This is a genomic window from Acinetobacter schindleri (assembly GCF_010918895.1).
In the GTDB taxonomy this organism is placed as follows: domain Bacteria; phylum Pseudomonadota; class Gammaproteobacteria; order Pseudomonadales; family Moraxellaceae; genus Acinetobacter; species Acinetobacter schindleri.
The window spans coordinates 2,099,405-2,112,974 of the sequence record NZ_CP044483.1; the positions used below are offsets into that span (position 1 = coordinate 2,099,405).

General features: G+C 45.2%; 8 protein-coding genes and 4 tRNA genes. 6 read left to right on the plus strand and 6 right to left on the minus strand.

Features of this window, described 5'->3' with window-relative positions; translation table 11 throughout:
- Positions 1-76 precede the first annotated feature (76 nt).
- From FSC11_RS10140 to FSC11_RS10165, 6 genes are all read left to right on the plus strand, one after another.
- Positions 77-988 (plus strand): alpha/beta fold hydrolase domain-containing protein, encoded by a 912-nt coding sequence (locus FSC11_RS10140; protein WP_163166701.1) that lies wholly within the window; start codon positions 77-79, stop codon positions 986-988.
- 131 nt (positions 989-1,119) lie between these two features.
- Positions 1,120-1,195: transfer RNA gene (locus FSC11_RS10145), tRNA-Glu, on the plus strand.
- A gap of 24 nt (positions 1,196-1,219) precedes the next feature.
- Positions 1,220-1,295: transfer RNA gene (locus tag FSC11_RS10150), tRNA-Glu, on the plus strand.
- Between the two features lie 24 nt (positions 1,296-1,319).
- Positions 1,320-1,395: transfer RNA gene (locus FSC11_RS10155), tRNA-Glu, on the plus strand.
- Positions 1,396-1,441: 46 nt separating this feature from the next.
- A tRNA-Glu gene (locus FSC11_RS10160) sits at positions 1,442-1,517 on the plus strand.
- A gap of 243 nt (positions 1,518-1,760) precedes the next feature.
- Complete coding sequence (locus FSC11_RS10165) at positions 1,761-3,173, plus strand: iron-containing redox enzyme family protein (RefSeq protein WP_163166703.1); 1,413 nt, start codon at positions 1,761-1,763, stop codon at positions 3,171-3,173.
- Between the two features lie 53 nt (positions 3,174-3,226).
- On the opposite strand, the gene FSC11_RS10170 is transcribed toward FSC11_RS10165, so the two are convergent.
- The 6 genes from FSC11_RS10170 to FSC11_RS10195 all read right to left on the minus strand — a co-directional run bounded on the left by FSC11_RS10170 (position 3,227) and on the right by FSC11_RS10195 (position 13,421).
- Complete coding sequence (locus FSC11_RS10170) at positions 3,227-4,471, minus strand: NADH:flavin oxidoreductase/NADH oxidase family protein (RefSeq protein ID WP_163166705.1); 1,245 nt, start codon at positions 4,469-4,471, stop codon at positions 3,227-3,229.
- Positions 4,472-4,574: 103 nt separating this feature from the next.
- Positions 4,575-6,161, minus strand: coding sequence for an ABC transporter ATP-binding protein (locus tag FSC11_RS10175; RefSeq protein ID WP_163167772.1), 1,587 nt, complete (start codon positions 6,159-6,161; stop codon positions 4,575-4,577).
- Positions 6,136-7,149, minus strand: a complete 1,014-nt coding sequence (locus tag FSC11_RS10180) for an ABC transporter permease (protein ID WP_163166707.1) — start codon at positions 7,147-7,149, stop codon at positions 6,136-6,138. The genes FSC11_RS10175 and FSC11_RS10180 overlap by 26 nt, the downstream gene beginning before the upstream one ends.
- On the minus strand, positions 7,149-8,216 hold the full coding sequence (locus FSC11_RS10185) for a microcin C ABC transporter permease YejB (RefSeq protein WP_163166709.1): 1,068 nt from the start codon (positions 8,214-8,216) through the stop codon (positions 7,149-7,151). Before FSC11_RS10185 ends, FSC11_RS10180 begins: the two co-directional genes overlap by 1 nt.
- A gap of 18 nt (positions 8,217-8,234) precedes the next feature.
- Entirely contained in the window at positions 8,235-10,076 is a 1,842-nt protein-coding gene (locus tag FSC11_RS10190) for an extracellular solute-binding protein (RefSeq protein WP_163166711.1), read from the minus strand.
- Positions 10,077-10,103: 27 nt separating this feature from the next.
- A complete protein-coding gene (locus FSC11_RS10195; protein WP_163166713.1) occupies positions 10,104-13,421 on the minus strand; it encodes a lytic transglycosylase in 3,318 nt (1,105 codons plus the stop codon).
- Between the last annotated feature and the right edge of the window lie 149 nt (positions 13,422-13,570).

The following is a 13,570-nucleotide window of genomic DNA, read 5'->3' on the forward strand; positions in this document are numbered from 1 at the left end:
CCACAAAAAGTACAGCTTGGCTTGCCGCAATTTTCTCTATACTGTGAATATATAGATCGACCTCCGTGAGGTATCGATGAAAGTTATTTTTATTCATGGAATGAATCAGCAACATCATAGCGCTGCATCGATCCGTCAGCGCTGGCTACATATACTTCAAAAAGGCATTCGCAAACATCATCACGATGCCAGATTCAGTTATTTACGACGTCACATTCACATTCCATTTTATGGGGACTTGCTTTCTCGCTATAACGTCCGCAACATCCTCAATGCTGGCACCCTGATGCCACAACAATGGCCCAGCTTTCGGTTCCGTCAGCCTGTTCAGCCTCAGCTTCCTGCACCAGTTCCACGCCCTGGCTGGCGCAAACCCGTGATTTCCGATCTTCCCCAGCTCAACCTGAATGGCTCCATGAATTTCAAACAGAAATTCAAGTTTATTACTACATTGAGCAAAAATGTTGCGCTGCGGGACTTTGTGTTATTGCTCAATTATTTTCCCAGTCTGCATCGTAGCTTGCTTCAAAAATTTCTTATTGAAACCTATTTGTATCTCGACAATCCTGGTTTCATGAAAGAAGTTCATGAGCGGATCTCTCGGCAATTGAACGGTCGTAAACCTTGTATTGTAATTGCTCATTCTCTGGGTAGTGTGATTGCCTATAATCATCTTATTCAACATCCAGAACTCAATGTACAGCGTTTTATTACTTTAGGATCACCATTAGCATTCCAGGTGATCCAGTCACATTTACCACAACCGATTGTAAGACCTGCTGCAATTAAAGGCGACTGGATAAATTTCTATTCAACTGATGATTTCCTTACCGCTTTTCCTCTTACCCAACCGCCATTTCAGTTTCAACCTGCAATTATTAACCACGGCATTCGCACACATATTCACCGCCCGCATGATATTACTGGTTATTTACTCCATCCGCAGGTGGTAGAAACAATTCTAGAATTACTTAAAAATCCGGCTTAAACCATGTATTTTTCAAGTATTTTCTTAAGATTGTTTTAATTTTATGCACTCGGTTCAAAAAACTAGAAAAAGTGCAGAAATGCGTTTGACACCCCCCTTTTTTCACCCTATTATACGCCCACCTCTGAAACGTCCCTATCGTCTAGAGGCCTAGGACATCGCCCTTTCACGGCGGTAACCGGGGTTCGAATCCCCGTAGGGACGCCAATTTTCAGAAAGTAGTTTTATTAAGTCCCTATCGTCTAGAGGCCTAGGACATCGCCCTTTCACGGCGGTAACCGGGGTTCGAATCCCCGTAGGGACGCCAATTTTCAGAAAGTAGTTTTATTAAGTCCCTATCGTCTAGAGGCCTAGGACATCGCCCTTTCACGGCGGTAACCGGGGTTCGAATCCCCGTAGGGACGCCATTACTTCAAACTGAAAGTAAAGGTTTTAAAATCTATCTTCTGTACTGTCCCTATCGTCTAGAGGCCTAGGACATCGCCCTTTCACGGCGGTAACCGGGGTTCGAATCCCCGTAGGGACGCCATATTCAAGATGATTATCTTAAAATGATCTTCTCATAAAAAAGCTCAGGCATTGTGACCTGGGCTTTTTTATTGCCTTCAATTTAATTTATTTTTACCATATATTCAAAATAATAAACCTCTAAAAATTTACGCACTTTTGCAAAGTCCTTGTATTTGCCGCCATAAAATCGAACAAAAACCAAACATCTGATCTTTCACATAAGGCTAAGGTAAGTTAGGAGCCAATATGCAAGGATAAGATTATGTTCACGAGTACGGAGTTTTGTTTAACTGCACCCCCATTTGAAAATCTTGTTCAAGAACCAACTAAAAGCTTCAAAGATTGGGTGGATTTTTTTCTGGATGAGCAGATCTCTAAAAAAACAAAAACAGATTCGGCAGAACAATACCTCAATCAGTTAATCCAGCACATCGATCTAAGTTCCATGAGCTGGCTCGATCAACCCGAACATGCTGCTACGCATTTTTTAGAAGAACATCATAAAATTTGTGGCATATTTCAGGATTATCTCAGCCGTCGCAAACAAGGCGGACAACGTGAATACTTTGCTACGGTATCGCATGCATTTGAATTTCTCTACCGGGTTGCACCTACAAAAATGGTCGATGGCTCATGGTTATACTCTACTCTGGAACATGCGGATCAACCGGCGCTTAAAGACCTGATTCATATTTATCTGGAAGAGCTGGGGCTAGGTCACCCACAAGCCAACCATGTCACCATGTATCAGGATCTGCTAAATAACTATGAACTCACTGCCTATAGCGAACAACTCGACGACCGCTATTATGAACAGGCAGCTGTCCAGTTGGCTTTAGCTTATGCGCCAGCTGAATATTTACCGCTGGTGATTGGCTTTAATCTGGGCTATGAACAACTACCGCTACATTTATTGATTACCAATTATGAACTGGCTGAACTCGGTATCAATCCGCATTACTTTAATGTGCACATCACGATTGATAATGCGCATAATGGCCATGCACAAAAATCCCTGCAAGCTTTCCTGGATCTATATCGTTCTACAGAACACCCGGAGCGCTATCTGGAAATGGTCAAACAGGGTTACCTGCTAAATGATGTAGGCAAAAGTTCTACTCAGATCGTGCGTGAGTTGGATCTCGATGCCCAGGTGTTGAAATTGTTTCAGCAGAAAGCTTTAATTGGTCAGTACATTCATAACCAGAAATGCCAGTTTAGCGGCAAGACCATCAATGAGTGGTTGTCACAACCTGAACAGATTCAGGATTTTCTACAGGTCATGATGGATAAAGGCTGGATTCAACGTGGACTGTCTGTAGAGCAAAGCCGTTTCTGGAAACTGATTGATGATCCAGATGGCAAGATGTTTGGTGTATTTAATGCCACAGAGAAACAGATAATTCGTGACTGGATTCAAGGTCCAGAACTGGCTCGACGGCTTTCTTCACATCAACTACGGACGCAAACACCGATAATCAGCCGGCAAGAGCAGCATAAGCTGGAAGAACTTCGCTTGCATCTAAAGCGTTGTGACAATAATGAGGAAAAACTGGAGATTCTCACACCTTATGTAGCACCACATTGTCATTACCAGCAGCTTGGACTTTGGGCGACACAACAGGTTTCTAAAATCCTGTTTCCTTTCCAGACCCAAGCGGTGCAATTCAGCTAAATCTGTTGCATTTAAAAAGGCACCATAAGGTGCCTTTTTATATATAGATCAGGTTATGCAGATTTACGTGAATTGATTTGTCCTTTAATCACAGCAGTGACATTGCCTTTTAGATAATGCAAGAAAACTTTTAATGGTGACAGTTTGGGATTTGGCTGCTTACCTTGAGCAATCCGTTTAAACTGTGCGGCATACCAGATGATTTCCATAATTGCCATTTTATCAATCATTGGAATACCGGTTTTAATCTTCTCTACCGCATAGCGTACATCCTGCCCTGCTACCAGCTTCTGCCCCAGATCAGTTTCTACTGCAAAGGGACGGGCAATACCAACAAAATCACAGGCACCACTCTCAAGTGCAGCATTCATACCAGCAGCAGTTCTAAAACCGCCAGTCACCATAATATGGCAGCTCACTTCCTGACGGATTTTTTCGGCAAAATCGAGGAAATAGGCTTCACGGGCAATGGTCGAGGCCTTGCGCTTGTCTGCTTTCACGCCTGCCATTGCTGGTGCTTCATAGCTACCGCCGGACACCTCAATCAGGTCAATGCCTACTGCATCAATAGCTTTAAAGACATAGATCACATCTTCTTCGGTGATACCACCACGCTGGAAATCAGCCGAATTCAGTTTAACGGAAATAATGAAATTTTCTGAAGTCGCAGCACGGACTGCCTTATAGATTTCTAATAAGAAACGGGTACGGTTTTCAATACTGCCACCCCACTGATCCTGACGTTTATTGGTCAATGGCGATAAGAACTGACTGATCAGATAGCCATGCGCACCATGAAGCTGTACGCCTTCAAATCCTGCTTTTTCACAAATTGCAGCAGAAGTTGCAAAACGCTGGATAATATCCAGAATTTCATCTTCGCGCAGTTCACGTGGGGTACCAAAACTGACAGCCAGTGCCGGGCTAAATGGCACTGCCGATGGTGCTACAGTTTCCCGATTCAAACCTTTTGGACACTGACGCCCCGGATGTGACAACTGCACCAGTTGCACCATACCATGACGTTTGCCAACTTCTGCCCAAGTCTTAAGTTTGTTCAGGTCACGTTCTGTTTCAGCGACTACAACACCCGGTTCATTCTTGGCACGAAAATCCACCATGACATTACCCGTAATCGCACAGCCTAGCCCGCCTTTAGCCCAGGCTTCGTAGAGTTTCAAATGTGAGTCATTCGGCTGACCAGCATCATTAGCGAGTGCCTCGCTCATAGCACCTTTGATGATACGGTTTTTAAAGAGGGTATTACGAATCTGAATTGAATCTGCCAGTTGTGTCATACTTTTTTCCTAAACATTATACTTTTATTCTGTCGGTGTTATACCCTGTCAGCAAGGAATTGACAATGACCCATGTCAATTTCGTTTAAAAAGATTTGTAGTTTTAATATTGGCTGGCTGCAATCAGCTGGCGGGTATAGTCAGTTTTTGGGTGCAGGAATAATTGTTCAGTTTCCTGAACCTCCATAACTTGTGCATGATGCAGTACCAAAACCTGCTGGCAAAGTGCTCGTACTACCTGTAAATCATGACTGATAAACAGGTAGCTAATCCTTTCTTCTTGCTGAATACGACGTAACAGTTTCACAATTGCACGTTGTGTAGTACGGTCCAGTGCAGAAGTCGGCTCATCCAGAATTAAAAGTTCTGGCTCTAAAATCAATGCTCTTGCCAATGATACACGCTGACGCTGCCCCCCAGAAAGCTCATGCGGATAGCGGTCTTTAAAAGATGCGGGCAGCTCTACCCGCACTAAAGCTTCCTCGACACGACTACGGATTTGCTCCTCGGTCATCGCCTTCAAGCCCAACCCTTCACCAATGATCTGTTCAATAGTCATACGCGGATTCAGACTGCTAAATGGATCCTGGAAGACGATCTGAAAATTACTACGTAATGGTCGTAAGGCTATTTCAGACAATTGATTCAAATCCTGATTTTCCAAAAGGATTTGACCGTGGCTTTCAATCAATCGTGCTATGGCCAAAGCAAGTGAGCTTTTACCTGAACCACTTTCGCCCACCACTCCAATCGATTGTCCCTGCAGCATGCTTAAATCGAGCGGCTCGACAGCAGTGATATAGCCCTTAATGCGATTCAGCAGACCCTGTTTGATGGGAAATTTGACTTCTACCTGCTTGAGTTCGAGCAAGGTTTCAGTTTGCTCTAAAGGCAGTGCCTGACCAAAATCATGATTGAGCAAGTCTTGGGTATAAGTTGATTGGGGTGAATTAAAGATCTGTTGTACTCCACCTTGCTCTTCAACGCGCCCCTTGTTCATGACAATCACCTGATCAGCATAGCGTCTCACCAGATTCAGGTCATGACTGATCAGAATCATCGCCATCTGCCGACTCTTCTGTAAAGATTTCAGCAAATGTAAAATCTGGGCTTGCAAGGTGACATCGAGTGCGGTAGTTGGCTCATCTGCAATCAGGATATCAGGATTCAGTGCCAATGCCATGGCAATCATCACGCGCTGACGCTGGCCACCAGATAATTCATGCGGATAACGCCTCAGTTTGTCCTCAGGTTCAGGAATACCAACATCCTTCAGTAACTCCAGCACCCGTTCTCGTGCCTTGGCTTTAGACCAGCCCTGCAACAACAAGGTTTCGCCAATGATCTTTTCTACCCGATGTAAGGGATTTAGTGCCGTCATCGGCTCCTGAAAGATCATGGCAATCTTCTTGCCGCGAATCTGACGTAATTGGGGCTGAGAAAGCGTCAGTAAATTCTGACCATCTAATACCGCCCGGCCTTGTACCTTTAAATTTCTTGGCAACAAACCCAAGATTGCCAGACTACTAATCGATTTACCTGAACCGCTTTCACCGACAATCGCCAAGGTCTGCCCGGCAGACAGTTCAAAACTTAGCTGTTGTACCAGTACCTGATCTAGACTGCTGATCTGCAGATTTTCGACCTGTAGAAGCGGTATTGCGTTATTGACGTCTTGGATCGAATGCATCACGCGTCGCCTCCCCAATATAGATCAGTAAAGATAGAACTATGGCCAGCGTGAAGAAGCCGGATAAAGCCAACCACGGCGCATTCAGATTGTTTTTGCCTTGTAGCAGCAATTCACCCAGTGAAGCTGCATCAGGTGGCAATCCATAGCCAAGAAAATCCAGTGCTGTCAGTGCGGTAATATTAGCCGTCAGCATAAATGGTAGCTGTGACAGACTCGAACTCATGGCATTGGGTAAAATATGCCGAAAGATAATCGCGCGATCAGAAACACCAAGGCTACGCGCGGCACGCACATAGTCAAAATTACGTGCCCGTAAAAATTCAGCCCGTACCAGACCAACCAGGGTAGTCCAGCCGAACAGCAGCATGATCAGGAATAGCCAGTACACATTTGGGGTAAACATGCTGACCAGAATCATCACCATAAACAGCATCGGCAAGCCGCCCCAGACTTCCAGAACGCGTTGCCCTGCCAGATCAATCCAGCCGCCATAGTAGCCCTGAATCGCACCGATTATAATGCCGATCACTGCAGATGCGATGGTCAGTGCAAAGCCGAACAGCAATGATATTCGTAGACCGTAAAGGATTCGTGCCAACACATCACGACCTTGGTCATCAGTCCCTAACCAGTTTTGTGACGTGGGTTCAGACGGCACGGGCACTGCCAGTTCCAGGTTTGGCGTCTGGTAGGAATATTCAATCAGTGGCCACAATGCCCAGCCCTTGGCATTGATTAACTGCTGAACGACAGGATCTTTATAATCTGCTTCAGTTTCAAACACACCACCAAATGTGGTTTCCGGATAAGTCTTAAATGCCGGCACATATAGTGAACTGTCATATCTCACCAGCAACGGTTTATCGTTAGCAATCAGTTCTGAACCTAAGGACAAAATGAAAATAATGATAAAGATAATAAAGCAGCTGAAGCCGAGTTTATTTTCCTTAAAACGCTGCAAGCGTGCTTGCATGATCGGTGACATTATTTGGCACCTCGCGAGTCAAAGCTAATTCGCGGGTCGATCACCTGATACATCACATCACTGATCAAACGTAGAATCAGCCCAAGCAAAGTAAAGATAAACAAGGTCCCAAAAATCACCGGATAATCACGCTGTACAATCGCTTCAAAGCCAAGCAGACCTAATCCATCCAAGTTAAAGATAATTTCAATAAACAGGTTACCGACAAAGAAGATCCCGACCAGTGCTTCCGGCAGACCCGCGATGACAATCAGCATGGCATTTCGGAAGACGTGTCCATATAGCACACGCGATTCATTTAAGCCCTTGGCACGTGCTGCCAGTACATACTGTTTGCTCAGCTCTTCCATAAAAGAATATTTGGTTAAGTAAGTCAGCCCGGCAAAACCACCAATTACCATCGCCAGCAATGGCAAGGTCATATGCCAGAAGTAATCCTTAATTTTTCCGAACCAGGACAATTCAGCAAAGTTTTCCGACACCAACCCTTGCAGTGGGAACCATTGGAAATAGGAACCACCCGCAAAAAATACGATGAGTAAAATGGCAAAGACAAAAGCCGGAATGGCATAACCCACGGCGAGTAGCATCGAAGTGGATTTATCAAACAGGCTGCCATGCTGACGCGCCTTTCGAATCCCGAGTGGAATCGAGACCAGATAAATCAGCAAAGTACTCCACAGTCCCAATGACAGAGAAACTGGTAATTTTTCCAACAATAATGTAGTTACAGGTTTATCTTTAAAGAAACTGATGCCGAAATCTAGCTGTACATAGCTTTTCAGCATTTCCCAAAAACGGATATGAGCGGGCTGATCAAAACCATATTGAGCCTTGATTTTTTCCACCATCTCGTCACTCAGGCCTTTGGCACCCTGATAGCTGCTTTTGGACTGTGCAGTTTCTGCACCTGTGGTTCCGCCCATGCCCTGAAAAGTTTCTGCCTGTTGAATGGCCTGTTCGACCGGTCCACCCGGCGCAATCTGAATGACAATGAAATTAATCAGCAGAATCAAAAATAAAGTCGGGATAATCAGCAAGAGCCGCTTAAGTATGTAGGTTCCCATTGTCAGTGATATTCCTTATTATTTTTGACGACGTAAATATTGGCTCACTTGTGCAGCTTTTTGTGGATTACTCCACCAGAAGTCGAATCCAACAGCAAGCTTTGGCTTGATCTTTGGCTGCTCATACATATTCCAGTAAGCATACCAGTTGCCGCCTTTCCCATAGGTCGGAATCTGATAATAACCAGCACGCAGCAGACGATCCAATACCTTGGTACGAATCACCAATTGCTGGCGATCCGGTGCCTGAATCACCTTAGTAATAGCATCATCAATCACAGCATTTTTGATACCCGCATAATTGTAATTACCCGGCTGATCTGCTGACGCACTACTCCAGAACTGTGCCTGCTCATTGCCCGGGTTGAGAGACTGTGGCAAGACATTGGTCGTCATATCAAAATCTTTACTGCGCATACGTTCAATGTACTGAGGCACATCAACATGACGGATATTCACCGTGATCCCCAGTCGTTTCAGATTACGTATAAAAGGCATTAAGGTACGTTGCAAACCATCCTGATGAATCAGAAACTCAAGTCGAATCGGCTTACCTTTTGGATCAGTCAGTTGCGCATTGTGATAACGGTAACCCGCTTCGAGTAACAATTCCCGCGCGACCAGTAAATTCTTGCGATTAAAGCCCGAAGCATCCGAAACTGGATATTTCCAGTCTTTCAGCACACCAACACGCTGAATCGGATCTAACTTAACCAGATAAGGCTTTAAAATCGCCAGTTCTTCAGCTGAAGGTATGCCCTTCGCTTCCAGCTCACTATTAGCAAAATAACTTTGTAAACGGTGGTATTGACCATAAAACAGCGCCTTGTTCTGCCACTCAAAATCATAGGCATAAGTTAAAGCCTGACGAAAGCGGATATCCTGCATTGGTGCACGACGGGTATTGAATACAAAGCTTTGTGTCGGAATCGGGTTTTCATGATTGAAGTTGTATTTCACCACCATCTTGTCCTTGATGGCTGAAAAATTATATTCCGTTACCCATTTACGTGCGGTGTATTCCTGATGCACGGTATATTGACCAGACTTAAAGCCCTCAAAACCAACATCCATATTGCGGTAATAAACAAACTTCAGGCGATCAAAGTTATATTTACCCCGGTTAACGGGTAGATCTTTCGCCCAGTAATTCGGATTGCGTTTATAGCTAATGCTGCGCCCTGCATCAATGCTTTCAATCAGATAGGGACCTGAACCCAAAATTGGCTGCATGGTGATGCGGCCAAAGTCTTTGCCTTGCCAGTTTTTCTTAGAATAGATTGGCATCTGTGCCAGAATCAGCGGCATTTCCGAATTATTATTCGACTTGAAGCTCATCTTGACCTGGTATCTGGATAGCACCTCGGTTTTATCCAAATCTGACAGATACATCTGCAAGCCCGGATTACCCTTGGTTGTATATGTATCAAAACTGAATTTTATATCTTCTGCAGTGACTGGCGTACCATCATTAAAACGTGCTTTGGGATTCAGATGATAAATCACATAGGCAGTTTTTTTTGGATCATAGGTGACTTTTTCAGCCAGCAAGGGATACATCACGCCCGGCTCATCCAGGGAACTGACCATGAGCGTATCAAACAGGTATTCCACGCCATCTGCTGCTGTACCTTTGCCGTTCATGGCATTCAGGTTATCAAAGGTACCATTGGCAGACTGGCTGAGATAACCACCTTTGGGCGCTGCAGGATTGGCATAGAGTAAATGTGTCAGCCCGGCATATTTGGGCTGACTATGAATGGCGATATAAGGAGTGGTCTGCAGTGCAGCCCAAGCCCCCTGAGTAATGACCGAAATTCCACAGATATAAATCAGGCGCTTTGCAGCAGCAAACGGCATTCAGATACTCCCTGTATCATTTCGGCTTTAGAGATTTGGAACCTTGATCACATCCCCGATACGCAGTTGAGTATTCGGTTTCAGGTCATTCATTTCTGCCAGTGTACTACTGTCCATGCCATAACGTGAGGCTAAACCGATCAATGTATCGCCACGCTTGATTTTATATTCTGTAATACGTTTAGGGACTTGCAGACTTTGGCCCACACGCAAGCCCGCATTAGCACGCAGATTATTTAAACTGGCAAGTTCTGTGGTGGTAATTCCCAGACGACTGGCAATCGCGTTAAGTGATTCGCCTGACTTCACTGTATAGCTTTCTGTGGCCTTAGATGAAACAGTCGTGGTTACTGCTTTGATCTCATCTACCTTTTTAGTTTCTGGCAGATCACCGTCAATCTTCAGACGCTGTCCGACACGTAATGGACTCGATACAGACAAATCATTCAGCTCAGCCAGATATTTCAGTTGTAACTTGTACTCGTGTGCAATTGAACTGAGGGTTTCACCTGATTTCACTATGTGGGTGTCTGACTTCACACCTTTCACCGCCTGCTCAGTCACAGTTTCACGAGCTGCTTCTGCATCTCCGGTCAATTTCAGACGTTGTCCTACTCGCAGGCCAGCATTACGGGATAAACCGTTCAGATTCGCCAGATGATCCATGCTCAGATTATACTTGGCCGCAATCCCTGTCAGGGTATCACCTGACTGCACAGTATAATTCTCTGGCACAGTGCTGCCCGCAGGAATCTTGATGGTTTGACCAATACGTAAACCGCTATTAGCAGCAAAGCCATTTAAGGCTGCCAGTTCAGCCACACTGAGTTTGTACTGATTGGCAATGCTATACAGCGTCTCACCACGTTTTACCTGATAGTTTTCAGTTGCAGTCTGATCCACTTTAATATTTTCAAACTTCTGCTCAATTTTCTTGCTTGAGCTTGCAGATTCAGCTTCATTCACAGGTACATTGATTTTTTGACCTGCCATCAGGCTGCTGCCTGAAGTCAAACCTGGCGTCAACGCAGCCAGTTCTGCATTCGAAAGTGCATAACGGTCTGCAATCAGTTTCAGATATTCGCCGCGCTGAACGGTATAAGTCTTAGTCTGAACTTTGCTGCTTTCCGCTTTTTTCGTTTCCTCAATTTTCGCTTTAGCAGCAGTTTCTTTTAAGGATAATTTTTGACCGACAAATAGACCGCTGGTCGTGCTCAAACCATTATAGTCAGCCAGCTGTTTTACCGTTAAACCAAACTGGCTGGCTACACCGGTGAGTGAATCATTGGCTTGTACCACATAGCTTTCTGGTTTTTCGGCAGGTTTTGATGCTTCTTGAACAGGTTTGGCATCATAAAGATAGATCGTGGTACCGACATATAAAGTGGCATTTGGATCAATCTGGTTCCATTTCGCCACATCCCGCCAGTTCACTCCATTTTTAGCAGCAATCAAAGCCAGGTTGTCACCCGGTAAAACCGTATAGGTACTGCGCTTGCCTTTTGGTGCAACAACCACAACTTCCGAATCTGTTTTAACGTAATTCTTGCCTTGGTTCAATTTCGCTTCGACTGAATCTGCCTTGGTACTTTCCGCTACGCCTTTTGGATACGAGAAACCTTTGGTCAGTTCTTTACCCTGCTGTTCTGCTACAGAAAGGCTGGTCTGAATCGCGGTCAGCTTAATCTTGCCATCATAAGGATCGACAATTTCAGTACCCGCAGGTGCCAGTGCTTTCAGCTCCTCCACCACTTCTGCCTGTTCTGCGGCTGTCGCTACCGGTTTCAGGATTTCATCTACAGACTTTGGAATTTCCTCTGCCACAACCGCTGCCTGAATCTGTTCACGTTCCTTTGCAGAAATTGGCGGTTCAACCTGAATCGGTTGCACAGGTGTTACTGGCGTCACCGCAACTGGAATACGCGGTGCACTTGGAATAGGTAATTCACTCTTCGCAGCAAAATCAGCCAAAGCTGAAGAACCTCTTGGTGTGCTGACCCTAGTCTTGCTTTGGGCAGTCAGGTTGGGTTTGGCTGTACTTGTAGCTGCTGGTGTTGCAGCGGCAGTAACAATCGCTGTGGTCGCGGCTGTGGACGTCGCTTTGCTTGCAGTAGTGGCTACAGGTGTTGCAGGTTTAACGGTTGTCGTGGTTGAGGCCGTGATTGCAGGCGGTGTCTGTTTAGCTGGCGTAATTGTTTTGCTATTCAGCTCAGGTGGCGTGGTTTTTACTGGCGTAATCGTCTGATTATTCTTCGGTAAACTGCTGGTAGAGCTTGCCCATAAACCTGAAGAAGAGGATTGAAGCTTTTTCAGTTTTTCATCAATGGATGGACTCAGGTCAGCTGGAATCAGAATACGGCGCGGACTGTCCGGATCAATTCTGTCTCCACGATGCCCTGGGTTCAACTGATACAATTCAGCCCGACTTAAACCGGTAATCGCAGCAATTTCATTCAGGCTGGCTGCCCCAACACTGACTTCACGAAAGTGCGGACGGTTGGCAATAGGCGGCAGACTCACGCCATATTTGGCTGGACTTTTTACAATCTGTGCCACTGCCATGAAACGAGGAACATAGTTCATGGTTTCCTGCGGCAACTTCAGTGACCAGTAATCAGTTGGCAAACCAGCAGCCTTATTACGGTTAATCGCCTGCTGAATACGGCCTGGACCGGCATTATAGGATGCTAAAGCCAGTTCCCATGAACCGAACTGATTATATAATGCACCCAAAAACTCATAGGCAGCGCGAGTTGACTCCACCACATCACGGCGGCCGTCATACATCGAGGTCTGTTTTAAACCATAAATACGGCCGGTACTTGGAATAAACTGCCACAGACCCGCTGCAGCCGCACTACTGGTTGCTGCCGGGTCGTATGAACTTTCAATCACTGGAAGCAATGCCAGCTCAGTCGGCATACCACGGCGTTCAGCTTCTTTTACTGTGTAATATAAATAACGTGAAGCACGCGCACTTAAACGCTCTAAATATGGCTGACGTGATGCGAACCAGCCACGCTGGGCATCAATACGCGGATTCCAGACATCCAGATTCATCTTGAAACCGACAGTCATGCGCTTCCACACATCACCGTGTTTCAGTACCAACAGTCGGTCGCCTTCTACCGCACGCATATCAGTCGCGGATAAAAGATCTTCCAGACTATCCACACTATCGGCACCTAAATAATTTGAACTTGTTTGTTTATGCTTGGACCCTGCCGCGCTTTGTGTCGTCGAACAACCCGTTAAACCTAAGGATGCAAGCGCAGTGCCAAGAACTGAGACTTTTAAAAATGAAGGTAACGATGGCTGCCACATGAATGCGGTTGGTTTATACATAAAGAAATCCAAACAACTTGTATAAAATTTATTTTTTAGATATGCCATTTTAATTAAGCAAGTCGACGACACAAGCTAATAATTTACCGCGATTTGACGTTAAATGTTACAAGAAATTAAAAAATCGCGGAGATATGGATTATTCAAAC

Excerpts from the sequence above, each read along its gene's own strand:
- FSC11_RS10140 (WP_163166701.1), top strand. The coding sequence starts at position 77 with ATGAAAGTTATTTTTATTCATGGAATGAATCAGCAACATCATAGCGCT.
- FSC11_RS10170 (WP_163166705.1), bottom strand. The coding sequence starts at position 4,471 with ATGACACAACTGGCAGATTCAATTCAGATTCGTAATACCCTCTTTAAA.
- FSC11_RS10175 (WP_163167772.1), bottom strand. The coding sequence starts at position 6,161 with ATGCATTCGATCCAAGACGTCAATAACGCAATACCGCTTCTACAGGTC.
- FSC11_RS10190 (WP_163166711.1), bottom strand. The coding sequence starts at position 10,076 with ATGCCGTTTGCTGCTGCAAAGCGCCTGATTTATATCTGTGGAATTTCG.
- FSC11_RS10165 (WP_163166703.1), top strand. The coding sequence starts at position 1,761 with ATGTTCACGAGTACGGAGTTTTGTTTAACTGCACCCCCATTTGAAAAT.
- FSC11_RS10195 (WP_163166713.1), bottom strand. The coding sequence starts at position 13,421 with ATGTATAAACCAACCGCATTCATGTGGCAGCCATCGTTACCTTCATTT.
- FSC11_RS10185 (WP_163166709.1), bottom strand. The coding sequence starts at position 8,216 with ATGGGAACCTACATACTTAAGCGGCTCTTGCTGATTATCCCGACTTTA.
- FSC11_RS10180 (WP_163166707.1), bottom strand. The coding sequence starts at position 7,149 with ATGTCACCGATCATGCAAGCACGCTTGCAGCGTTTTAAGGAAAATAAA.